The organism is Ruegeria sp. AA6 (assembly GCF_056542865.1).
The window spans coordinates 22,875-45,427 of record NZ_JBQGAN010000030.1 but is presented as its reverse complement, the minus strand read 5'-3'; the positions used below and the strand labels follow the sequence as shown (position 1 = coordinate 45,427).

Below are 22,553 nucleotides of genomic sequence, written 5' to 3'. Positions count from 1 at the left end.
CAATCTCTTCGGGCTTTGGTCTCTTGTTTGCCATTCGTGGTCCTCCGTTTCCTAAACATAACGGTGGACCAGTTCAGTTGGGGAGGCCCAGTCAGCGTCCCATGAGGCTTTTAGAGCTCTCTCCAACTGATAAAAATTGTCGTCGAAAGATCTTCCAAGACCATTACCAAAAATCACTAGTTTCTTTGGCAGTATTGTACTCCAAACAAAATATGTAGGAGTACAATATCTCTCGTTGAGGTAGTATCAAGGAGATAGCATCTACCGCGCAAACTTCTTATGTTTCAACCGCTTGGGCTCCAACGCATCTGGTCCGAGACGGCGCTTTTTGTCCTCTTCGTAGTCCTCGAAGTTGCCCTCGAACCACTCGACATGGGCATCGCCCTCAAAGGCCAGAATGTGTGTGCAAATCCGGTCGAGGAAAAAGCGGTCGTGCGAGATGACCACGGCACAGCCGGCGAAATCGACCAGAGCGTCTTCCAGCGCGCGCAGGGTTTCGACGTCAAGGTCGTTGGTCGGTTCGTCGAGCAGCAGGACGTTGCCGCCCTCTTTCAGCAGGCGGGCCATGTGGACGCGGTTGCGCTCACCGCCTGACAGCAATGAAACCTTCTTCTGCTGATCGCCGCCCTTGAAGTTGAATGACGAGCAATAGGCGCGGGAATTGACCTGTGCGTCGCCCAGTTGGATGATCTCGGCACCGCCGGTGATCGCCTCCCACACGGTATCGTTGTCTTTTAGGTCATCGCGGGACTGGTCGACATAGGACAGCTCGACCGTATCGCCCAGCGTGATGGTGCCGCTGTCGGGCTGTTCCTGACCGGTGAGCATTTTGAACAGGGTCGATTTACCGGCACCGTTGGGGCCGATGACGCCGACGATGCCGCCGGGGGGCAGGGCGAAGTCCAGCCCTTCGATCAGTTGCTTGTCGCCCATGTGTTTCGACAGGCCCTCGACCTCGATCACCTTGCCGCCAAGACGCTGACCGTTGGGGATGACGATCTGGGCGCGGGTCAGCTTTTCGCGTTCGGACTGTTCGGCCAGTTCGTTATAGGCGTTGATCCGCGCCTTGGATTTGGCCTGACGGGCTTTTTGGCCCTGACGCATCCATTCCAACTCGCGTTGGAGAGTTTTCTGCTTGGACTTGTCCTCGCGCGCTTCCTGCTCCAGCCGTTTGGCCTTTTGTTCCAGCCATGCGGAGTAGTTGCCCTCGTAGGGGATGCCTCGGCCGCGGTCGAGTTCGAGGATCCAGCCGGTGATGTCATCCAGGAAATACCGGTCGTGGGTGACGATCAGGATGGTGCCCTTGTAGTCGATCAGGTGCTGTTGCAGCCAGGCGATGGTCTCGGCGTCCAGGTGGTTGGTGGGTTCGTCGAGCAGCAGCATGTCGGGCGCTTCGAGCAGCAGCTTGCAGAGCGCTACACGGCGTTTCTCACCACCTGAAAGGTTGGCAATGTTGGCATCATCCGGCGGGCAGCGCAGCGCCTCCATCGAGACGTCGATCTGGCTGTCGAGGTCCCACAGGTTTTCCGCGTCGATCGCGTCCTGCAGGGTGGTCATCTCCTCCATCAGTTCGTCAGTGTAGTTCTCGGCGATCTCCATGGCGATCTCGTTAAAGCGATCGACCTTGGCCTTTTTCGTGGCCACACCCAGCATGACGTTTTCGCGGACGGTCAGCGATTCATCCAACTGCGGTTCCTGCGGCAGATAACCGACCTTGGCGCCCTCAGCCGCCCATGCCTCACCGGTGAAATCGGTGTCGAGGCCAGCCATGATCTTCATCAGTGTCGACTTACCCGCGCCGTTGACGCCGACGACACCGATTTTCACGCCGGGCAGAAAGCTTAGGTGGATGTTTTCAAAGCACTTCTTGCCACCGGGATAGGTCTTTGAGACACCCTGCATGTGGTAGACATATTGATAGGCGGCCATGTCGCGTCCTCTGGGTCGGGGAAATTGGGTTGAAACGCTGGATATCCGAGGCGGGCGGGCGGGGCAAGCTGGTGGTTTTGTGAATTTCGCAGGGATGCGGTTCAGTCTAAACAGGCGCAGTTGGAAACGGGGTGCGATTTGTCGAAACTGGCAGAATTGATAGAGGGTTGGGCGCAGCCAGGTCGGGTGGAGTGGATTGGCCTGCGACCCGAGCGGCGGGCTGGGATGATCGATGTGGAAACCGCGATGATTACCTTTGGCGGGCTGGACGGGGACCGAGGGCGCGCGGGTAAGAGGGCGGTGACCTTGATCCAACACGAGCATTTGGCGGCGATAGGTTCGTATCTTGGGCAAAGGTCGGTCGCGCCTGACACTCTGCGGCGGAATCTAGTGGTTTCTGGGATCAATCTCGCAGCGCTCAAGGGGCGCGAGGTGCAGGTGGGCGAGACTGTTCTGCGTCTCACCGTGATCTGCGCGCCGTGTAGCCGGATGGAGGAGGCACTGGGTAAAGGTGGCTATTCTGCTGTGCGTGGGCATGGGGGGTGGTGTGCCGAAGTTGTCCAGCCCGGATATGTCCGGTTGGGTGATCCGGTGCAACCTGTTAATTGACAAGCTGCTTCAGTTCTGAACATCAGCAGGGCATGGAGCGATGCGATATTCCATACGCGCGGCCCGGGCAGGTCATTGGGTTGTTCGGCGGGTCTTTTGATCCGCCGCATCAGGGGCATGTGCATGTCACGCGTGAGGCGATGAAGGCGTTTGGGTTGGATCGGGTGTGGTGGCTGGTGTCTCCGGGGAATCCGTTGAAAGAGCGTGGACCGGCACCGTTGCAGCGACGGGTCGATGCGGCGCAAAGCATCATGCAGCACCCGAGCGTTGAAGTAACGGAGATCGAAGCGCTGACGGGGACGCGAGCGACGTCGGACACTTTGGCGGCGCTGCGGCGGCTTTATCCGCAAGTCCGGTTCGTCTGGCTGATGGGCGCGGATAATCTGGCGCAGTTCCATCGCTGGAAAGACTGGCGGCTGATCATGGACAGCGTGCCTGTGGGCGTGGTGGCTCGGCCGGGAGATCGGATATCGGCGCGTATGTCCCCCGCGGCACGTCTGTACGCCCGCTACCGCATCGACGGGCAGGCGCGGCATCTGCTTGGGCGTGCGCAGGCTCCGGCGTGGTGTTTTGTGAACGTGCCGATGGTCGATGTCAGCTCGACCGAGTTGCGCAGGCGCGGAGATTGGCGCGATGAGGTGTTGCCGGAATGACTCCTGTCGGCGCATAATCTTAATCAAGTGATTGTCTGCATTTAAGCTCTGGGATTCTAATAGACCCATGGTCGATCGTATTTCGCGTCGTTTATTTCTTGCGGGTCTTGGTGCCTCGATTGTGTCGGGCACGGCTTTGGCCGACGCCCCTTTGCACTCTTTGCGCCCACAGCTGCGCGGGGACTTGCCCAGCGGTGCCGAGCGCTTAATTCAGGCAGCGGGGCTGAAAGGCGAGGTTGTCTTTGCTGTCGCAGACGCGGAAACCGGCACCCAGCTTGAGGCATTTGGTGGAGATCAGGGATTGCCGCCTGCCAGCGTCGCAAAGGCGCTGACCGCGCTTTATGCGTTGGATGTTCTGGGTGCGGATTACCGGTTTGAAACTGCGTTGATTGCTGATGGTCCGATCACGAACGGCATATTGGACGGCGATCTGATCCTGGTGGGTGGTGGAGATCCCCTGCTGGACACCGACGATCTGGCAACGATGGCGGCCAACCTGCGCGAAGCTGGGATTACCGAAGTGCGGGGCGCATTCAAAGTCTATGACGGGGCGTTGCCCTATGAGTTCAGTATTGATCCGGGGCAGCCGGATCATTTGGGCTATAGCCCGGCGGTCAGCGGTATCTCGTTGAATTTCAACCGTGTGCATTTCGAATGGAAGCGCTCGGGTAATGATTATAGCGTCACAATGGATGCCCGCACCGCCCGCTATACGCCATCGGTCGACATGGCGTCGATGCGGGTCGAAAAGCGTAGTTTGCCGATCTACACCTATCAGCCAAGCGCGCGTCAGGATCGGTGGACCGTGGCCAGTGGCGCGTTGGGCAATGGTGGCGCGCGGTGGTTGCCGGTTCGCAAGCCTGCGCTTTACGCGGGTGATGTGTTTAGGACTTTGGCGCGATCTAACGGTATTGTCCTGGGGCGCGTACAGATCACGGGGCAAGCGCCGCAGGGTACTGTTCTGGTGGTACATCAGAGTGACCCGCTGGATAGTATCCTGCGGGGCATGCTGAAATACTCGACAAACTTGACGGCCGAAATGGTGGGGATGGCGGCCTCGAAGGCACGCGGTGCAGAGATTCAGAGCCTGGAGGATTCAGCTGCAGAAATGAACCGCTGGGCGGCTGAGACCTATGGCGTAACCGGGTTCGCCATGGTGGATCACTCAGGTCTTGGCGGTTCGTCACGCATGGCGCCTGAGGCGCTGGTCACAGCCCTTGTGGCGGCGCGGAAGAATGGGGAATTGCGACCGCTGCTGAAAAAATTCACTTTGGCCGATAGTCAGGGCCGCCCGGTCAAGGATCACCCGATAAGGGTCGACGCCAAGACCGGAACGCTGAATTTCGTGTCGGGATTGGGTGGGTTTATCACCGCACCAGATGGCTCGGAATTGGCCTTTGCTGTTTTTACCGCTGACGTGGAGCATCGCGCGACCATCCCCCGAGCGCTGCGCGAGCGTCCTGATGGGGCCCGCAGTTGGAACCAAAGGTCGCGAAAACTGCAGCGGGCGCTGATTGAACGCTGGGGTGCGTTGGCCGGAAGCTAAGCTCAGGTTGTGTGCCGTGCGCGTGCGCCGCGTTCGATCGCTGCGGCATGTAGGCGGTCGATATTTAATTCGTAGCGAATTTCTTCCAGTAGACGCAGCTCGGTTTCCGCCAGCGACCCATCCGCTGCTGCCACGTCGCAGGCCAGCGCATACGCGGTTTCGTTCAACCGCTCGGGCAGGTTTTCGCGGATCAGGCCGAACAGGGCGTCCAGGCCGTCTTCCTGCTCGAACAGGTCAAAGACGGTTTGCGACACTCGACGCGTCCGGTCGATATCGTATTCTGCAAACACCGGCAGCATATTGACCGCGCCTTCGATCTTGACCAGCTCGGCCGTGCGGATAGTTTCATCCGACGCAGATACCGCGACCATGATCGCAACAAGGCAATCCTGTGGGGACATCGGGTGGGGTACTTGTTCGGTCATGGTGTCGTCCTGATTGGGCTTTTCTGCGCTCGCACGATAGGAGGGCTGGCGGGCAGGTTCAACGGATTTCGCCGCTTGCCCGGTCAGAGAATGGGCAACGGCCCACGTGTTTTGGTCTGGCGCAGCACGAAATTGCTGCGTGTATCACGAACCAGACCGGATTTCAGTAGCCGCTGCATGATGAAATGTTCGAGATTTTCGGGTGTTTTTGCATACACCTTCAGAATGAAATCATGATCCCCAGTGATCGAGGCGCATTCGACGATCTGCGGCTCGGTCTCGACGAGTCGCAGGAATGAGGTGATGCTGTCTTCTTGGTGATCGCGCAAGGCGACATGGACATAGGCGATGGCATCAAGACCGACAGATTTTGCCCGGACCTGCGCTGTATAGCCGGACACCACGCCGGATGCTTCGAGATCGCGCACCCGCCGCCAGCATTGCGAGGCCGACAGGCCGGTCCGGTCGGCGAGTTCCTGCATCGACAAGCGGCCATCGGTTTGGAGCTCTTGTAAAATGGCGATATCGGAGGGTTGAAGGGTTTGTTTCATCAATAACGATCCTGCGAGATGTATTCTCCAAATTTAGCCAAAATCTCTAGAAAACCAAACCATAACTATCGCTGTGCGTGGCTATACTTTTCCCTGAGGAGGAAAAGGGATGCCAAAGTCGACCAAGTACGTTGCAAAGGTAGCCGACGATCGGGGCCATATCGCCTATACGCCAGAAGAGGATGCCGTTTGGGCTGACCTCTACGCTGCACAGCAAGAGAATGTGCAGCGTTATATGGCACGCGATTATCTGGCCGGGCTGGAGCGGCTGGAGTTGCCGAAGACCCGCGTCCCTTCCTGCGCGGATATATCAGAGCGTTTGCTGGATATGACTGGTTGGCGGGTGCAGCCGGTGCCGGCGCTGATCGGGTTCAAGACATTCTTTGGCATGTTGGCGGACCGGGTATTTCCCGCCGCATCCTTCATCCGCTCGCGGGAAGATTTTGACTATATCGAGGAACCGGATATCTTTCATGAGATATTCGGGCATACGCCGTTGCTGAGCGATCCGCGTTTTGCCGCTTTTAGCCATGCCATCGGCAAGGCTGGGGTGCAGGCGGGTGACAAGGATTATGCCTGGCTCATCCGGCTGTACTGGTTCTCGATTGAATTCGGCCTGCGCCGTCAGGATGGTGAGATCAAAGCGTTGGGATCAGGGCTTGCGTCCTCGCCCACGGAACTGGTCTATGCTGTCGAAAGCGACATTCCCGACCGTGATCCGTTTGATATCATGACGATCCTGCGGACTCCGTATCGGATCGACATGCACCAGATGGGCTATTTCGTGCTAGACTCACCTGAGGAGCTGTTTGCGGCCGCCGACCGAGACTTGCTGGCCGATGTAGGTCAGGCACAGTCCCTTGGGTTGCTGCCAAACAAGTTCCCGGAAAAAGCAACAGCGGCGGAGTGAACAGATCATGACCCTAACAGGAGAAACCTGCAGCCTATCGGATCGTACCTGCGTGCCTTGTTCTGGTGGCGTGCCTGCATTGACCCGCGACGAGGCCAATACACACATGGCCGAGCTGACGTCCGATTGGAAGCTGGATGCTGACGCGAAGACGCTGAGCCGTCACTACAAGTTCAAAGGGTTCGCCAAGGCGACCTATCTGGCCAATCTCTGCGCATGGTTAGCAGATCAACAGGGGCATCACCCCGATGTTTCATTTGGCTGGGGTTACGTCGGCGTTAAACTAACCACGCATGAAATCGGCGGCCTTAGCGAGAATGATTTCATCTGGGCGGCAAAACTGGACCAGTTAACAGCGTAATTCGGCTTTCTCATCAGGAAAAAAACCGCAGTTTATTGACTCATGCTGCACCGGCACAATAGGAGGGGTCGGTCGGTTGCATGGGGCGACCGGCGCTGTTTTTTCCCGATGGAGCTTAAAATCAAATGTCTGAACTGCGTGAAACCGCGATAGCGTCCAAGGCCTGGCCTTTTGAAGAGGCGCGCCGGGTGCTCAAACGCTATCAGAAAGCGGCTCCGGAAAAGGGATATGTCCTGTTTCAGACCGGCTATGGCCCTTCGGGCCTGCCGCATATCGGCACATTTGGTGAGGTCGCGCGGACATCCATGGTGCGCCATGCTTTTGAGCAGATCAGCGACATTCCGACCAAACTGATCTGTTTCTCGGACGATATGGACGGGTTCCGCAAGGTGCCGACCAATGTGCCGATGCAGGAAGAGTTGAAAGAAGACTTGCATCTGCCGCTGACCAAGGTGCGCGATCCGTTTGGCACGCATGCAGGCTTTGCGCAGCACAACAACGCGATGCTGTGTGATTTTCTGGATAGTTTTGGGTTCGAGTACGAATTCGCTTCGGCCACCGATTACTACACCAGCGGCAAGTTCGATGAGACGCTGCTGACTGCGCTGGAGCGGTTTGACAAGATTCAGGAAATCATGCTGCCGACCCTTGGGCCGGAGCGGCGTGAGACCTATTCGTGCTTCCTGCCGATCAGTCCGAAAACCGGCCATGTGCTGCAGGTTCCGACGCTGGAGCGCAACGTGGCAAAGGGCACGATTGTTTATCAGGAACCGGATGGCGAGAAGATCGAGATCCCGGTAACCGGCGGCAACGTCAAGATGCAGTGGAAGCCGGATTGGGCGATGCGCTGGGCCGCGCTGGGCGTGGATTACGAGATGTCGGGCAAGGACCTGATCGACTCGGTCACGCAGTCGTCGAAAATCTGCCGGGCGCTGGGCAAGCAGCCGCCGGAATCGCTGAGCTATGAGCTGTTCAACGACGAGCAGGGGCAGAAGATTTCCAAGTCAAAAGGCAATGGGTTGTCGATGGAGGAGTGGCTGACCTATGCCGCGCCGGAAAGCCTGTCTTATTTCATGTATCAAAAGCCCAAGACCGCCAAGCGCCTGTATTTCGACGTGATCCCGAAAGCAGTGGATGAGTATCATCAGCAACTGCGGGCCTATCCGGGGCAGGAGCTGAAGGCGCAGTTGAACAACCCCGTCTGGCATATTCACGGCGGAGACGTTCCGGAATCGACCCTGATTGTGCCCTTTGCGATGCTGCTGAACCTCGCGTCCGTTTCGGGTGCAGAGGATAAAGAGGCGCTTTGGGGCTTTATCCGCCGCTATGCGCCCGAAGCCACAGCAGAAACGCATCCCGATCTGGATCAGGCTGCCGGGTTCGCCGTGCGGTACTTCAACGATTTCGTCAAACCGACCCGTCAGCATCGTGCGCCAACGGATCAGGAGCGCGAGGCCTTGGAGGCTCTGAAAGCCGCGTTGGAGACCTATGAGGGTCCCATCGAAGACGAGGCGCTGCAATCGGTGGTCTATTCCATCGGGCGTGAGCGGTTTGACCCGATGCGTGGCTGGTTCACGGCGTTGTATGAGGTGCTGCTGGGGGCATCGCAGGGGCCGCGCTTTGGCGGCTTCATCGCCCTTTACGGCGTGCCTGAAACCATCACCCTGATCGACAAGGCGTTGGCAGGCGAACTGGTCTGATTTGACCTGATACCGCGTGGGGCTACTGTTGATGCAGGAGGTGGCCCCATGCGTCGACTATTGCTTGCTGTATCCCTGAGTGCTGGATTGGCCTCGGGTGCGTTTGCCCAAAACGCTGAGATCGAGGCGAATATAGCAGCCCAGATTCAGGCCTTTAAGGCGGACGATTTTGCCACCGCCTTTACTTTCGCTAGCCCCAATATCCAGCGCCTGTTCCAAACCCCAGAGAATTTCGGCGTGATGGTAAAGCGCGGCTATCCGATGGTCTGGCGCCCGGCAGATGTCCGCTTTCTGGAGCTGCGCGAGATAGCCGGAGCGTTGTGGCAGAAGGTGATGATCACCGACGGTGATGGCGGGGTTCATATCCTAGACTACCAGATGGTGCCACTAGACAATGGCTGGAAGATCAATGGAGTTCAGTTGCTGGGCAACGCCGATCCGGCGGCCTGAAGCAACACCACCGTCACGGTGACATGAGCGGCGGTTAATCCCTTTTCGGTACTCAGGCTTTTGCGTTCGGGGCGATGTCTCTGAGCACTGGGTTTATGCGCGCCGTTGCGGCGCGACTGGGAAAGGGATTTCTATGAACAAGGCAATCACCGACGGCATCGTATTCATGCCACCTGCATTCGCAAACGGTTTGAACGTATGGTCCAGTGGCGATGGAACGCCGGGCTCTCCAACCTATGATGGGTCAGGCTCGGGCGCGTTTGTTCCAGCTGACGCGGATTTCGGCGGTTGTCTGGAAATTCTCAAGGTCAACACCACGCAAACTCTGCGGTATATGGGTCAAACGCCGCTGTTGCCGGGGTGCTATTTGCAGATCAAGGCGCGGGTCAAAGCCATCAGTGGCCCGTTGCCCGAGGTGCGCATCGCCGGTTGGGCTGGCGGTGCAGGGGATGTGCGTGTCACTGGCGTTGTCGAGCAGGGGCCGGCGACGCAGCTTTCGGGCTATGGCTCGGTGCAAGAGATCACGGCCATTGTCGGCACCGGTCAGCGCCCCGGTGTGGACATGCCGTGGGGAGTTGACGCTTTGTACGGTCATTTTGGTCTGGATATTGATGGTGCGAATGGCGCCGTTGTCCGGGTTGACGATATCGAGATTACAGACATCACCGGGGCGTTTCTGCGGGATCTGATCAGCCTTGTCGACGTGCGCGATTTCGGAGCTGTGGGTGACGGCGTCACAGATGACTCGGCTGCGTTCGAGGCTGCGGATCAGGCCGCAAACGGGCGTCGCGTCTTTGTGCCCGAGGGCACCTATCTGTTGGCAGAAAACACGTCGATGGCGTCCGAGATGGATTTCGAGGGCACCGTGACAATGCCCGACGACAAGATGCTGCTACTTACCAAGAATTTCGACCTGCCGACCTATATCAACGCGTTTGGCGACGAAATGCTGGCCTTCAAAAAGGCCTTTCAGGCGCTGCTCAACAACTCCGACCATGAATCGTTGGATATGGGCGGGCGCAAGGTGTCAGTCACGGAACCCATTGATATGGCTGCCGCCGTTCCAAACCGGCAAAGCGGATTTTCAACCCGCCGCGTGATCCGTAACGGACAGTTCGACGTGAAAAGCAGCTCGGCCTGGGATACAGAGACCTTCACCTCGGTCGCGACCTACAACCCATCCGATCCAACCCGCCTAACCAACGTCGCCAATGTTGCTAACATTCCTGTCGGCGCACTGGTCGAGGGCAACGGGGTGGGGCGCGAAATTTACGTCCGTTCCAAGAATGAAGGCGCGGGTGAGATCACGCTGAACGCGCCGATCTATGACGCCTCGGGCACCCAGACCTTCACGTTCCAATCCTTCAAATACTTGCTGGATTTCACCGGCTTCAGCACCTTACGGAAGTTCGGAATGGAAGAGATCGAGTTTCAGTGCAATGGCCGCAGCAGCGGTATCCGGCTGGCTCCGTCTGGCAGCACCTTTGCGATTTCGAACTGCTTCATCAGCCGCCCTAAAGATCGCGGGATCACCTCGATCGGGACAGGGTGCCAGGGCATGCTGATCGACAATTGCCAGTTCTTGTCGACAGAAGAGTCCTTCAACGTTTCAAACCGTAAGTCTATCGCGCTGAACGCCACGGCGAATGATGTAAAGCTACGTCACAACCGGGCCGTGCGGTTCCTGCACTTTGCCGTATTGGGTGGCCCTAACAATATGATTCTGGGCAATCACTTTTTCCAAGGTGACAGCATCCCGCAAGGCGTGCGCAGCGCTGGCCTGGTCATGATTGGGACCTACAACAGTTCGACCATCTCGGAGAACTACGTAGACAATTGCTTTGTCGAGTGGACCAATGAACGGGACGCGGACCCAGTCTACACTGCCGGATTCTCGTTCAGTTCGATGGCGATTACCGACAATATTTTCTACTCCAGCGAAGTTGCCCCGTGGTTTAGTTGCATCGTTATTCGTCCGCACGGGGCCGGGCATTTCTTGAACGGAGTAGTGGTAACCGGGAACAAGTTCCGTTCGACAAACGGAAACATCGACCGTGCGGAACGGGTGGACACCACTTTTGCCGACTTGAACAGGCTGGCGCATCGGGATGTGACGTTTCAGGACAATACCTTCCACGGGGTCACGACGAAAGTCGCCAACCCAACCCGCGTTCGACACGCGCAAAATTCGGCCTCAAGCGTATGGACGGTTCAAACTGCCGGTGGATTGCCGTTCAACGGCTTTGCGCGCAGTTGCGATGCGGTCACCGTTCTTGGCCCTCTGAGAACGGTCTTTGGTTCGACAACATTTGGCGCACCTTATGCAGAGATGGAAAAGGGTGCAGAAAAGGATGCCATAAATCTGCGCTGGCCTGAATCGGTGCGAGGCGAAGTTTCTGCTATCATCCGAATGGAGCGTTGACCCGCAGATGATCGCCTCTTGCCAAGAGTGATCAATTCGCCGTGTTCAGAATTCGCTCCAAAGCGCAAGTTTCAGGCCCGTATCAGAGCGGGCCTGAGTGCGTTCCAGGCCCAGCACCCACGTGGCTTTGCTGTCCCGAGGTCGGATCATGATCGAAGGGCGTGCTCTCCAGAATAGCGGTCGATCAGGGGTGTAAGTCGTTTCGACTTGGAGCAACGGGTTGAAAAGCCGATCAGCAGAAAGTCCGGTCGTGATATCCAGTTTGCGGAACACTGCGTCATGTGTCCGGTACTCGACCGCAGTATCAATGGCTGTCCAACCACTTCCCCTGCCCGTGTTAAACACCTTGCCATATGAAAGGGTCAGTTTGTACAGCGCCCATGCGTCCCGTTGCCTGTGATGGGCACCTGCACCGAATTCGATTGCAAAACGACCCCATTTTCCAAAATCGGAAACAGGCAGCCGAGCGAACAACAGTGCATGGCCATAGACGTCTCGGTTCTCTTCGAAATCCAGTCCGATTGTCAGTTTGGGCATGTACCCGAATTCTGCATAAAATGCGGTTTTGTAGTCATACATGCCGCAGGGGTCTTTGACGGCCGTTACAGAGGTTGCTGTGAACGCTTTGCCCTTTTCCAGCAGCCATGCCCCCGACAAAGCCGGGGTCGCAACAAGCAGCAGAGAAAAAAGAAAGACGACCCGGCACATGCGCGCAGCATCCGCCAGCATGGTTAACCAATGGTTAGTTTTTTGTTCATTTTTTGGAAACCAACAAACAGCTCTTGTGCGGAAAGGAAACACGAGACCTTTCCAATTCCTGTGTTAGGCTTGCGAAAGTTAAGGGAGAATCCAGATGCCGAAAATTTCCAAGAACGCGAGCGTCCAGACCGTCATCACCACATTTGAAATGACACCGGGTACCTGCCATGATCTGCTTGAGGCTCTTACCGACGCCTATGCCGGATTTATCTCGAAACAGCCGGGGTTCATTTCAGCCGGTTTGCATGTGAATGACGCCCAGACACGGATTGCCAATTACTCGCAATGGGAACGTCGCGAGGACTTCTTGGCCATGCTGAGAACCCCCGAAATGCGCGATCGAAACCGCAAGATCAACGAGCTGTGCAAAAGCTTTGAACCGGTGATGTACGACGTGGCCGAAACTTTTGGTAGTTCCTGACCTGGATCAAAGCTTTAACGCCCTCTACCGCAGATGATGGTGCAAGAAAACGGAGGTGCACGCCATGTATCACAACATTCTTGTTCCCATTTCTTTCGATGCCGAACGGGATATTTCGGGACCATTGAAACTGGCTGAGATTCTGGCGACACCCGACGCTCAGGTAACGCTGTTGCATGTGGTTGAGCATATCCCGAACTATGCAATCTCTTATATGCCGCCTGAATACCTGACCGAAGCACGTAAGGCGCTACAGACTGAATTGAATGATTTGGCGGCCAAACTACCACATGCCGCGGGAGTCGTGGTCGAAGGGCATTCTGGGCGCACTATTCTGGATTGGGCAGAAACTCATAAACCCGACTTGATCATCATGGCGTCGCACCGGCCAGGTATGCAGGACCTTCTGTTGGGGTCGACGACAAACCATGTGGTTCGTCACGCAGCCTGTGCAGTTCACGTGGTGCGCTGAATGGGGCATGAAACATCGCGCGGGCCACAGATCAGAACAAGGCGAGGACGTGGACTCTCGCTTAGGTATGTCATCTGCAACAAAACCTCATCTTTCGACGTATAAGGTGGGGCGTCTCGAGTTAGCCACAAATTTGGGGTAAGACGACGGAATGTCATCCAGGAAGCGCGTTCTGAAACCCCTTTTTTTTGACCCAAGCGCTGCGGAGCGCCATAAGCGGGCCGAGGTCACGCGCAAACGTGCCTTGTCACCGCTTCGGATCATTTTGATGATCCTTATGCTGCCGGTAACAACTGCCGTCATTGCCATGGGTGTGTTTATTCGAACGTCCGAGTTCGAGCGGGAGGAGGCCTTGCTGCATCTGATCGCCCTAGCAGGTTGCGAGGTCGTCGCCCCCATAGCTCCGGGGCCGTTTTTTGTCGGCGAGCCCGGTTATCATCCGCGCAATGACACCGATGGTGATGGCGTGGCCTGTGGCACGGTCGCTGCGCCTGTTCAACCAAACACAGCGGCGCAGCAGCCGGAATCCTCGCCCTCCCGAACGGTGGGAAGCGCCAAGTTCGTGCGTCCCTGAACCTGCCCTGCGCGTTTCCCTAACATTGTGCTACACTGCGCGCGACGTGCCGTTTTTGGCCGTCATTGTGGGGTTTCGCCCAGACAGGGAGGAAAGACATGTTTGCACGTATTACTCAGTTCAAAATGAAGCCCGGCATGCGGGATGCGGCCGAGGCGAAGATGAATGAACTGAAAGATCAGATTATGGGCATGGATGGCATGCACAGTTTTACCAATGTCATGAACGAAGACGGCACGGGTTTCGTCGTTGCTGTGGTGCAAAGCGAAGAAACCTCGAATGCAAACGCGCCCAAAGTGGCCGAGCTGTGGGGCCATTTCGCCGAGTTCCTCGAAGGCCCGCCATCGCCCGCCGGTTTTGATGTGGTTGTCCATTGGGATAAAGCCCTTTAACCGCTTGCATACCACTGGGTGATCGCCGAGGTTCAGGCGATGACCCGTGATCAGTTCAACACCTTCTGCGCCTGCCTCAAGGCCACCACGCATGTGGTGCAATGGGGTAATGCGGACGTGTGGAAGGTCGGCGGTAAGGTCTTTGCGATCTGCGGCTGGAATGACGGGCGGGACGCGTTCACTTTCAAGGCGACCGATCTGGCCTTTGAGGTGCTGTCTGATGAGCCCGGCATCCGCCCAGCGCCCTATCTGGCGTCGCGGGGGATGAAATGGCTGCAGGTCTATGAAGAACGCGGGATGAGCGATGCTTCTCTGCGCGAGCATATCGTGACGTCTTATGATCTGGTGGTCGCCAAGCTGACCAAGAAGCTGCGGACGGAACTGGGGCTTTAACCCTTCATCGCGTGCAACAGGTCCAGCAGCCGTTTGCGATCATCGTCATCGGCATAATCCCCGGTCGCCAGGCGCTGGGCGATGTTCAGGCGCAGGCGTTCGTGCTGGGTGCGCACCTCTTCGCCTGCGGTCTCAGCCAGGGTCTTCATGATCACCGCCACCGCCTGCTGGCGCTTGGTGGTGGGGTTGGCGATGTAGTCGACAAGGCTCTGCTGACCGGAATCGAGGATGTTTTCGGCCAGATCGCGCAGTTGCTCACCATTGGGTAACAAGGGTGCAGGGGCGTTCTCGGGTGGCAGGATTTCCGGCAGGCTGCGCGGGGTTTCGGCTAGCGCGTTCGCACCGTCAACAAAGGCCTCGGTGATCATCCGCGTGATCCTGATGGCGCGCGGGTCCTTGAACAGGGCCGAGGCGATGGCCACGCCGTAATCCGTATAGACCCACGGATTGACCCGCCGCCCGCCACGGCCCTTGGGCTTTGAGATCACATTCTGTGATTGCAAATCGGCGACCTCGGCATCGGTCAACTGAAACCGGTAGCCCTCGAACAGGTCCTTGTTGCGCGAGACGGCCTGATTGAAGGCGCTGACGGATTTCCCGTAGAACTGCGCCAGATCCTCGGCCAGCACCACGCGGACACCGCGCACCCGGTGAATGGCGCTCTGGACCTTATGCGTGCTGGGCAGGGGGGTCGGGTTCGTCATGGCAACCGTTTGGAATCACAATTTGTGATTCCAAACGTGGAGGAGAGGGCGCTGGGCTGCAAGGGTGGCGTGTTGGGCGATTGGGTTGCTTAAAGAAAAGACGACCGGTTAGGTGAGCGACGAAAGGGCTTTAACATCAATAGGTTTCAGGTAGTCTAGCTCCATTAGTATTGGCATCTGACTAACGTCGTACAATCTCTTTCGATTTGGAGTCGTAATCTTATGGCAAATGAAATTGATGAAAGAATAGCAAGCATAGAGGGAAGGGCTACGCGGCTGGCAGCGTGGTTGTCATTTTTCGCAGGTGGCGTTTTGGGTGTGCTCGGCACAGTTGCTGCAAGCTACTTCGGCTACCTGAACCGTGATCGTGAACTCGATTTGGAACTCGCAAAACTGAGCCTTGGAATATTGGCTGGCGATTACAAAGAAGATGCAAATTATTTGCCGGCAAGAAGATTTGCTATCAATGGGCTAGAAAAAGGCACAGGAGTAACAATTTCGGAGGAGGACAAAAAAGACTGGGCATCTTCAGGTTTGGTTCCTACTAGCTTCTTAAAAGGCGCTATTTTCATGGACAACGACTGGTTCGGGGATGGAAAATTGTCCGTAATGGACGGTGTGAAAATGGGTTCCGAAAAAACTCATGCTCAAGCGATGCTAGATCTTCTTACGCCCGATATCGGTCAGTTTATTTGCTTAGATGTTGACGCCATTAGGCAATGCGGTCCGGTTGTGGCGATAGATACAACGAAATCAGTGGCCTGCGTGGACATTGGAGATGGATCAAAGACCTGCGGTTTATATGTGTCGGACGGCCAAACTGGTAACGCAGGTGATACCGAATAGCGTCTAAAAATCGAAACTACCTATGGCTATAAGCCATTCACCGCTTCCGTCGCTTCACATTCCCGCCCCGCTGGCCCGGCCGCCCAGCCGTTGAGCGCCCGCGCGATTTCACTGCGTCTTCCGAGGCTTTCTCGACCGCCCATTGGCGCGCCATGGGGTCGTCGGCGACGGCCAGATCGACCGCTTCCAGACGTTTGATCTCATCCCGGATGTTGGCGGCTTCTTCGAATTCAAGGTTCTCGGCGGCTTTGCGCATCTTCTCGCGCAGGCCGTCCAGATGCGCTTCCAAATTCGCGCCGTGCATTGGTTTGTCGATGGTGGCGGTGACGCGGTTCATGTCGACGTCGCCTTCGTAGAGACCGGCCAGAACGTCCTCGACATTCTTTTTAACCGTCTCGGGCGTGATGCCATGTTCCTCGTTATAGGCGAGCTGTTTGGCGCGGCGGCGGTTGGTTTCCTCCAGCGCGCGTTCCATCGAGCCGGTGATCTTGTCTGCATACATGATCACCCGGCCATCGGCGTTCCGCGCGGCGCGGCCGATGGTCTGGATCAGGGATGTTTCCGAGCGTAGGAAGCCCTCTTTATCCGCGTCCAGAATGGCGACCAGACCGCATTCCGGGATGTCGAGCCCTTCGCGCAGCAGGTTGATGCCGACCAACACATCGAACGCGCCCAGCCGCAGGTCACGCAGGATTTCGATCCGTTCCAGCGTGTCGATGTCCGAGTGCATGTAGCGCACCTTGATGCCCTGTTCGTGCAGGTATTCGGTCAGATCCTCGGCCATGCGTTTGGTCAGCGTCGTGACCAGCGTGCGGAAACCGTTGGCGGTGACCTTGCGCACCTCGTCCAACAGATCGTCGACCTGCATTGAGACGGGGCGGATTTCGACCTCGGGGTCCAAAAGGCCGGTGGGGCGGATGACCTGTTCGGTGAACACCCCGCCGGTCTGTTCGATCTCCCATTTCGCTGGCGTTGCCGAGACAAAGACGGATTGCGGGCGCATGGCGTCCCATTCCTCGAACTTGAGGGGGCGGTTGTCCATGCAGGACGGCAGGCGGAAGCCGTGTTCGGCCAGCGTGAATTTGCGCCGATAGTCGCCCCGGTACATGCCGCCGATCTGCGGGACGGAGACGTGGGATTCGTCGGCAAAGACGATTGCGTTGTCGGGGATGAATTCGAACAGTGTTGGGGGCGGCTCGCCCGGTGCACGGCCTGTCAGGTAGCGTGAGTAGTTCTCGATCCCGTTACAGACGCCGGTGGCCTCAAGCATCTCCAGATCGAAGTTGGTGCGTTGTTCCAGCCGTTGCGCTTCCAGCAGTTTGCCTTCGCCCACCAGTTGATCCAGCCGGATGCGGAGTTCCTTTTTGATCCCGATAATTGCCTGCTGCATCGTCGGTTTCGGCGTCACGTAGTGGGAATTCGCATAGACCCGGATCTGCTCCATCGTGTCGGTCTTTTCACCGGTCAGCGGGTCGAATTCGGTGATCTGCTCAAGTTCCTCGCCAAAGAAGGACAGCTTCCACGCGCGGTCCTCAAGGTGGGCGGGCCAGATTTCCAAGCTGTCGCCGCGCACCCGGAAGGACCCGCGCTGAAACGCCTGATCGTTGCGGCGGTATTGCTGGGCGACCAGATCGGCCATCACTTGCCGCTGGTCGTAATCCTGGCCGACTTTCAGGTCCTGCGTCATTGCCCCATATGTCTCAACTGAACCGATACCATAGATGCAGCTGACCGAGGCTACGATGATCACGTCATCGCGTTCCAGCAACGCCCGTGTGGCCGAGTGGCGCATCCGATCGATCTGTTCGTTGATCTGGGATTCCTTCTCGATATAGGTGTCCGACCGCGGCACATAGGCTTCGGGCTGGTAGTAGTCGTAGTAGGAGACGAAGTACTCGACCGAGTTTTCGGGGAAGAAGCCCTTGAACTCTCCGTATAACTGCGCCGCCAGCGTTTTGTTGGGCGCAAGGATGATGGCAGGGCGCTGGGTTTCTTCGATCACCTTCGCCATGGTGAAGGTTTTACCCGTCCCGGTCGCGCCCAACAGAACCTGATCGCGTTCGCCGTCCAGAACGCCGCCTGCCAGTTCCTTGATCGCCGTTGGCTGGTCACCTGCCGGGTTGAATTCGGTATGCATCACGAATTCTTTGCCGCCCTCCAGTTTCAAACGGGCGCGGACATCTTCGGCGGTCAACTGGGTCTTGTCGGAATGAGCATAGGCCATCAGGGGAGATTCCTTTCGCGCCTGATTTTGGTCTGTTTTTGTTCTTGTTCAAGAGGGCATTTCCAAACCCTTGAATTGCGACAAATGCGGACTTGTCCGCGCCGCCCGCCTGACGCATAAACATCCCAGCCAAGTGAGTACGGAGAGGCGACATGCGCGCACGGATTTACCAGCCTTCGCGAAACGCGATGACCTCGGGTATGGCCAAGACCCGCAAATGGGTATTGGAGTATGCCCCTGCGTCAGCGCGTGAGGTTGATCCGCTGATGGGTTGGACCTCGTCCAACGATACGCAGACCCAGGTGCGCCTGAAGTTCGATACCAAGGAAGAGGCGTTGGACTACGCCAAGGACAACGGGATTGATGCGCAGGTCAGTGAGCCGCACAAGCGCAAACACAACCTGCGCGCTCGTGGCTATGGTGAGAATTTCGCCACCGACCGGCGCGGTCCCTGGACCCACTAATATGATTGACATCCGCGAGGCAGATCCAATCTCGGACGCGCTGCGCCCGGTGGTTGAGGCACATTTCGCCCATAGCGAAACGGCCGGGCCTGCGGAGAGCAACCACACTATGGACGCCGAGGCATTGGCTGGGCCGGGGATTCGGTTTTGGGCGATGTATGAAAACGGTCAGCCAGTGGGTTGTGGTGCGCTCAAGGTGCTGCCGGATGGTACTGCTGAAGTGAAATCGGTGCATATCCTATCAAAAGCCCGGGGGCGCGGTCTTGCGCGTGCGATGATGGAGCATCTTGCCCAGCAGGCTCGATCCGAAAAGGTTTCGGCGTTGGTTCTGGAAACCGGTGCAGAGCATCTTTCCGAATATGATGCCGCGCGCAGGCTCTACGAAGCGTTAGGCTATTCCTATTGCGGACCGATTTTTGGATACGAGTCCGATCCGAATTCAGCCTTCATGCGCTTGGGTCTTGAACCCCGCCCGTAAAAACCGCAAGAAGGGCGCAGCGGTCCCTTAGCTCAACTGGATAGAGCAGCTGACTTCTAATCAGCAGGTTGAGGGTTCGAGTCCTTCAGGGATCGCCACTATTATCAAAGGCTTATGGTAGGTACCAGCCAGAGAATTAACTCCACATCTTGGTTGTAGGTGGCAAAATGGGGGCAAGCGCGCTGATTTGTGCGCATTTCGCCGTTGTCTGAGCAGTGCTTGAGAATGCGCCGGTGGCCTTCGGCTTGAGGATGACCCCTGAAAGATAAAATCTCAGATTGGTTTTCAGTCAGGGTTCAGATTTTATAGCCAGCGCCGTGTCGCAGCCAATAAGCCCAATCATTCAAAGTTTCACGGCTGGTAATTCAGCCTTTTTTGACTGGCCTGTGATCCCCCCAGTGAAGTTGTCCGCCGTTGGGATTAAGAAAGCAGAGGATCGGACTGCGGACGAACCGAAATAAGTCACAGAAGCTTTTACGAAACTGCGACAGCTTGAGGTGCTCGTCGGGCAATATGTGGCACGAGTTGATGCTATCCGCGAGGTTCGTTTAACTGAACAGACTTACTTCCGCTGGCGCGCGCAGAATGACGGAATGCGAACCGAGCAATTTAGGGAACTCAAACGGCCTTAGAAGGAGAAAGAGCGGCGAAGAAAGGCTATATCCGACCTCACGCTGGACAAGCTGATCTTTCAGGAGGCTGCTGCGGCTTCAACCCATGGTTCAGCGACGAACAGCTGAGCGGAGAAATCTTCTACGGCCGCAGATACTGATCTAACAATGTAGCAAACAAACACTGTTCGGGCGGTGTGCGAGTTGACAATTCAAAAGCTGAAAGTTAACCGAACTTACAAACATGCCAGCTTGGCAAGGCTATCAATAAGGTCTCCGTCAAGGGGTACATACAGGACTTCGTTTCAATGACGCAATTGCCTCGACTCTCCCTAAAGTTGTGGGTAGTCTCGATCTGAGGCTTGAAATTGCGGTCTTGACCTGTCGGCTGGTCCTTTTTGGCTGATGGTCGAACCAAGGCTGTGCCTAACTGAAAACGACACGTTGTTGAGCAAGAAAAGGCGCTAAGGATTGAAGTATTTAGTAGCATCTGGCAGCCGCTCTGGAAGCGAGTTTTCAATTAAGCTCCTGGATAAACTTACCGGTGGGAGCATTTACCCGATTGCCAAGGTTCATTCTGCTCGTGATTCTAACGGAGAACTCTCCCCATCCTACGCACAGCTGAAGCAGCAAGGCCGCGCGGCTGATTTTCCCGTTATCCACAGTGTCAAAACGCTAAAACTGGAAGATCCGGGAGTGGACGATGATGCATATGAATTCATGGAGACCTTCCCGGAAGCCATTGTAATTGCGACGTATAGACCTGTCGAAAAGATTGTAAACTCGCACGGCAACATAAAACCATGGGGCATGTCGCCAGATAGGGTTGTGAAGAACTGGATGAACAACCTTGAGTTTTATGAGCACGTTGAAAAACGTAGTCGCCTTTTAATGATACCGCTGGAATCACCTGATTTGTTCAACATGCACACCGCCGCAAGGTTGGTAGGCGCTAAATTGAATCCCTCTTTTGCGACCTTCTTAAAGCAGTGGCCCCGCGTCAACGACCTCGAGGCACAAAAAAAGGAAAGCAAAGATACCTCCGCCGTTTCGTTCATTATCACTCGGGAAGAACTGGTTCGGGATTATCCAGAGATTCTTGATGGAACGAGACGGTACGAAGAGCTCAACCACAGGTGCAACAGTAATGTTGACCAACGTTCGGAACTGGATGACGTAGAAAAATGAACGCATCGCAATCAATTTTCAAGATTCCCACAACAGTGGGGGAATGGCAGCAATTAAGTCCGTTCGCAACTTTTCACGGCTCTTTCGAGATAGGGGCGGAGTCGGATGAATCTCGGGCTTATATAAGGCAGCGTGAGAAAGAGAGCATTTCGGTTTCGCCGCCGGATCACTTCTACGTCTTTGATGTTGCGTTGAAAGATGTCGCAAAAAGCAAATGGATGTCATTTGTCCATAGCGTCGATATTACCGAAGTTGGCGGACAATTTCAGGTTACGACATTGGTATCCCTGAAAAGCTCTATCCCGGGGACATATAAGGCGATCTTCCGGGTTGTTTCAAAAGACAACGTGAGAACCGACTTCTCAATGGGAGAAATCCACGTACCAGAGGAAGAGACCTTTGTGCAGGAAACTCTTTCGACCTGGTGCGAGGTGTCCGGTGAAGTGGATAGAGCGAAGCTCATAATATTTATCCCTTCGCGTGAAGAGGTGAACTTCACAATATCAATGCTCAATGTGTTCGTCACGAACTGGAGTCAGGCAGGGAAATGACAAAACTCTCAGTAATCGTCTGCGTATTTAATCGGGAAGACACGCTTCCCCAATGTCTCGATGCGCTTGTATCTCAGACCCTGCCTCACGAGGACTTTGAGATTGTTGTGGTGGACAACGCTTCTACCGACCGATCCCCTGAAATCGCGGCTGCGTATGCGCGGAAGCATCCTAATTTGCGATTGTGTCGAGAGGCGAAGCAGGGCCTTGCTGCGGCTCGTAACCGGGGAATGACAGAAGCAAAAGCTGAAATCGCTGCGTTTACGGACGACGACGCCATTCCGGCGCCCAACTGGTGCGAACTGATAGTCGAGCGGTTTGAGAAATTGGACGATAATACCGTCGCAGTCGGGGGTGAGCTGGATCCAATTTGGAATGGTCACAGGCCAGATTGGCTAAAAGGCGAGTTTTTTCTCCATCCGCTATCGGTTTGCTTGGGGTGGTCCAATTTTGCGAGACATCTGGTTGCTGACGAATGGCTTTGCGAAGCAAACAGTGCCTACCGTATTAAGCCCTTGTTAGACTACGGGGCTTTTCCCGAACAGTTGGGGCGAGTTGGGGACAATCTGCTTTCAGGAGAGAACGCCATTAACGCTCTGCTAAAGCGGGATGGGTACAGATTCTTTTTTGATCCTGAAATTCGGGTGGCGCACCAGATTTCACCTCAGCGAATGACGCAAGATTGGTTCCGCCGAAGGTTTTTTTGGCAGGGTATTACGACATTCCATGTCAACGAATACTTGCGAAGCAACAACTGCGAAGTACCTCAGTCTACGCTGGTGAATTTGCCCATGAGTGAAAATGCATGGGAGATTGCGCTCTCAAATTGCCGTGTTGAGCACTTCGAATCTGCTTTGCGGCAATTGTACGACCTTGGATACTCACTGGCGGCCTGTAAGGTCCTAAAAGGGGCGAGGTAA

At 56.2% G+C, this 22,553-nt stretch carries 25 protein-coding genes, 1 tRNA gene and 1 pseudogene; 21 read left to right on the top strand and 6 right to left on the bottom strand.

All coding sequences use genetic code 11. The features are described from left to right. Positions 1-261: 261 nt before the first annotated feature. Complete coding sequence (ettA, locus tag ACR0LN_RS21240) at positions 262-1,929, bottom strand: energy-dependent translational throttle protein EttA (RefSeq protein WP_480432555.1); 1,668 nt, start codon at positions 1,927-1,929, stop codon at positions 262-264. A 138-nt stretch (positions 1,930-2,067) separates the two neighbouring features. Between ettA and ACR0LN_RS21235 the strand changes: the two genes are divergently transcribed. The 3 genes from ACR0LN_RS21235 to dacB all read left to right on the top strand — a co-directional run bounded on the left by ACR0LN_RS21235 (position 2,068) and on the right by dacB (position 4,737). Next, positions 2,068-2,538: an MOSC domain-containing protein gene (locus tag ACR0LN_RS21235; RefSeq protein ID WP_480432553.1), complete on the top strand. Its 471-nt coding sequence runs from the start codon at positions 2,068-2,070 to the stop codon at positions 2,536-2,538. A 32-nt stretch (positions 2,539-2,570) separates the two neighbouring features. After that, a complete protein-coding gene (locus ACR0LN_RS21230; RefSeq protein ID WP_480432551.1) occupies positions 2,571-3,191 on the top strand; it encodes a nicotinate-nucleotide adenylyltransferase in 621 nt (206 codons plus the stop codon). Positions 3,192-3,258: 67 nt separating this feature from the next. After that, positions 3,259-4,737 (top strand): D-alanyl-D-alanine carboxypeptidase/D-alanyl-D-alanine endopeptidase, encoded by a 1,479-nt coding sequence (gene dacB, locus ACR0LN_RS21225; RefSeq protein ID WP_480432549.1) that lies wholly within the window; start codon positions 3,259-3,261, stop codon positions 4,735-4,737. A 2-nt stretch (positions 4,738-4,739) separates the two neighbouring features. Here the strand turns inward: dacB and ACR0LN_RS21220 are convergent, their stop codons facing one another. Beyond that, positions 4,740-5,162 carry a tellurite resistance TerB family protein gene (locus tag ACR0LN_RS21220; protein ID WP_170488914.1) on the bottom strand — a complete coding sequence of 141 codons (423 nt, stop codon included), beginning with the start codon at positions 5,160-5,162 and terminating at the stop codon, positions 4,740-4,742. Between the two features lie 83 nt (positions 5,163-5,245). After that, positions 5,246-5,713: an Lrp/AsnC family transcriptional regulator gene (locus ACR0LN_RS21215; RefSeq protein WP_480432547.1), complete on the bottom strand. Its 468-nt coding sequence runs from the start codon at positions 5,711-5,713 to the stop codon at positions 5,246-5,248. 109 nt (positions 5,714-5,822) lie between these two features. Between ACR0LN_RS21215 and phhA the strand changes: the two genes are divergently transcribed. From phhA to ACR0LN_RS21190, 5 genes are all read left to right on the top strand, one after another. Beyond that, positions 5,823-6,623, top strand: coding sequence for a phenylalanine 4-monooxygenase (phhA, locus tag ACR0LN_RS21210; protein WP_480432544.1), 801 nt, complete (start codon positions 5,823-5,825; stop codon positions 6,621-6,623). A gap of 7 nt (positions 6,624-6,630) precedes the next feature. Beyond that, positions 6,631-6,984 (top strand): 4a-hydroxytetrahydrobiopterin dehydratase, encoded by a 354-nt coding sequence (locus ACR0LN_RS21205; protein ID WP_480432542.1) that lies wholly within the window; start codon positions 6,631-6,633, stop codon positions 6,982-6,984. Between the two features lie 125 nt (positions 6,985-7,109). Further along, positions 7,110-8,684 (top strand): lysine--tRNA ligase, encoded by a 1,575-nt coding sequence (locus tag ACR0LN_RS21200; RefSeq protein ID WP_480432541.1) that lies wholly within the window; start codon positions 7,110-7,112, stop codon positions 8,682-8,684. Between the two features lie 48 nt (positions 8,685-8,732). Beyond that, the gene (locus ACR0LN_RS21195) at positions 8,733-9,134 is read left to right on the top strand and encodes a DUF4864 domain-containing protein (protein ID WP_480432538.1); all 402 of its coding nucleotides are present in this window, start codon (positions 8,733-8,735) and stop codon (positions 9,132-9,134) included. 133 nt (positions 9,135-9,267) lie between these two features. Continuing rightward, the gene (locus ACR0LN_RS21190; RefSeq protein ID WP_480432536.1) at positions 9,268-11,556 is read left to right on the top strand and encodes a glycosyl hydrolase family 28-related protein; all 2,289 of its coding nucleotides are present in this window, start codon (positions 9,268-9,270) and stop codon (positions 11,554-11,556) included. A 45-nt stretch (positions 11,557-11,601) separates the two neighbouring features. Here ACR0LN_RS21190 and ACR0LN_RS21185 read toward each other — a convergent pair whose 3' ends face one another. Beyond that, complete coding sequence (locus tag ACR0LN_RS21185) at positions 11,602-12,285, bottom strand: hypothetical protein (protein ID WP_480432534.1); 684 nt, start codon at positions 12,283-12,285, stop codon at positions 11,602-11,604. Positions 12,286-12,409: 124 nt separating this feature from the next. Between ACR0LN_RS21185 and ACR0LN_RS21180 the strand changes: the two genes are divergently transcribed. The 5 genes from ACR0LN_RS21180 (at position 12,410) to ACR0LN_RS21160 (ending at position 14,567) form a co-directional block, all read left to right on the top strand. Further along, a complete protein-coding gene (locus tag ACR0LN_RS21180; RefSeq protein WP_480432532.1) occupies positions 12,410-12,736 on the top strand; it encodes an antibiotic biosynthesis monooxygenase family protein in 327 nt (108 codons plus the stop codon). A 64-nt stretch (positions 12,737-12,800) separates the two neighbouring features. Continuing rightward, positions 12,801-13,208 carry a universal stress protein gene (locus ACR0LN_RS21175; RefSeq protein WP_480432531.1) on the top strand — a complete coding sequence of 136 codons (408 nt, stop codon included), beginning with the start codon at positions 12,801-12,803 and terminating at the stop codon, positions 13,206-13,208. A 151-nt stretch (positions 13,209-13,359) separates the two neighbouring features. Then, the gene (locus ACR0LN_RS21170; RefSeq protein ID WP_480432529.1) at positions 13,360-13,782 is read left to right on the top strand and encodes an excalibur calcium-binding domain-containing protein; all 423 of its coding nucleotides are present in this window, start codon (positions 13,360-13,362) and stop codon (positions 13,780-13,782) included. Between the two features lie 98 nt (positions 13,783-13,880). Then, positions 13,881-14,174, top strand: a complete 294-nt coding sequence (locus ACR0LN_RS21165; RefSeq protein WP_480432527.1) for an antibiotic biosynthesis monooxygenase family protein — start codon at positions 13,881-13,883, stop codon at positions 14,172-14,174. 39 nt (positions 14,175-14,213) lie between these two features. Next, entirely contained in the window at positions 14,214-14,567 is a 354-nt protein-coding gene (locus ACR0LN_RS21160; protein ID WP_480432525.1) for an MmcQ/YjbR family DNA-binding protein, read from the top strand. On the opposite strand, the gene ACR0LN_RS21155 is transcribed toward ACR0LN_RS21160, so the two are convergent. Continuing rightward, complete coding sequence (locus tag ACR0LN_RS21155) at positions 14,564-15,271, bottom strand: ORF6N domain-containing protein (RefSeq protein WP_480432523.1); 708 nt, start codon at positions 15,269-15,271, stop codon at positions 14,564-14,566. The genes ACR0LN_RS21160 and ACR0LN_RS21155 overlap by 4 nt on opposite strands. A 222-nt stretch (positions 15,272-15,493) precedes the next feature. Here ACR0LN_RS21155 and ACR0LN_RS21150 point away from each other — a divergent pair, with 222 nt between their 5' ends. Then, positions 15,494-16,117 (top strand): hypothetical protein, encoded by a 624-nt coding sequence (locus tag ACR0LN_RS21150; protein ID WP_480432520.1) that lies wholly within the window; start codon positions 15,494-15,496, stop codon positions 16,115-16,117. Positions 16,118-16,154: 37 nt separating this feature from the next. Here ACR0LN_RS21150 and uvrB read toward each other — a convergent pair whose 3' ends face one another. Continuing rightward, positions 16,155-18,341 (bottom strand): excinuclease ABC subunit UvrB, encoded by a 2,187-nt coding sequence (gene uvrB / locus ACR0LN_RS21145; RefSeq protein WP_480432518.1) that lies wholly within the window; start codon positions 18,339-18,341, stop codon positions 16,155-16,157. 152 nt (positions 18,342-18,493) lie between these two features. Here uvrB and ACR0LN_RS21140 point away from each other — a divergent pair, with 152 nt between their 5' ends. The 7 genes and pseudogenes from ACR0LN_RS21140 (at position 18,494) to ACR0LN_RS21110 (ending at position 22,553) form a co-directional block, all read left to right on the top strand. Beyond that, a complete protein-coding gene (locus ACR0LN_RS21140; protein WP_480432516.1) occupies positions 18,494-18,805 on the top strand; it encodes an ETC complex I subunit in 312 nt (103 codons plus the stop codon). A 1-nt stretch (position 18,806) separates the two neighbouring features. After that, on the top strand, positions 18,807-19,283 hold the full coding sequence (locus ACR0LN_RS21135) for a GNAT family N-acetyltransferase (protein WP_480432515.1): 477 nt from the start codon (positions 18,807-18,809) through the stop codon (positions 19,281-19,283). Between the two features lie 21 nt (positions 19,284-19,304). Continuing rightward, positions 19,305-19,381: transfer RNA gene (locus ACR0LN_RS21130), tRNA-Arg, on the top strand. A 384-nt stretch (positions 19,382-19,765) separates the two neighbouring features. Then, positions 19,766-19,987, top strand: a pseudogene (locus tag ACR0LN_RS21125) (IS3 family transposase); the annotation flags it as partial. A gap of 378 nt (positions 19,988-20,365) precedes the next feature. Further along, a complete protein-coding gene (locus ACR0LN_RS21120; RefSeq protein ID WP_480432513.1) occupies positions 20,366-21,082 on the top strand; it encodes a hypothetical protein in 717 nt (238 codons plus the stop codon). Next, positions 21,079-21,633: a hypothetical protein gene (locus tag ACR0LN_RS21115; protein ID WP_480432511.1), complete on the top strand. Its 555-nt coding sequence runs from the start codon at positions 21,079-21,081 to the stop codon at positions 21,631-21,633. Before ACR0LN_RS21120 ends, ACR0LN_RS21115 begins: the two co-directional genes overlap by 4 nt. Then, positions 21,630-22,553 carry a glycosyltransferase family 2 protein gene (locus ACR0LN_RS21110; RefSeq protein WP_480432509.1) on the top strand — a complete coding sequence of 308 codons (924 nt, stop codon included), beginning with the start codon at positions 21,630-21,632 and terminating at the stop codon, positions 22,551-22,553. The genes ACR0LN_RS21115 and ACR0LN_RS21110 overlap by 4 nt, the downstream gene beginning before the upstream one ends.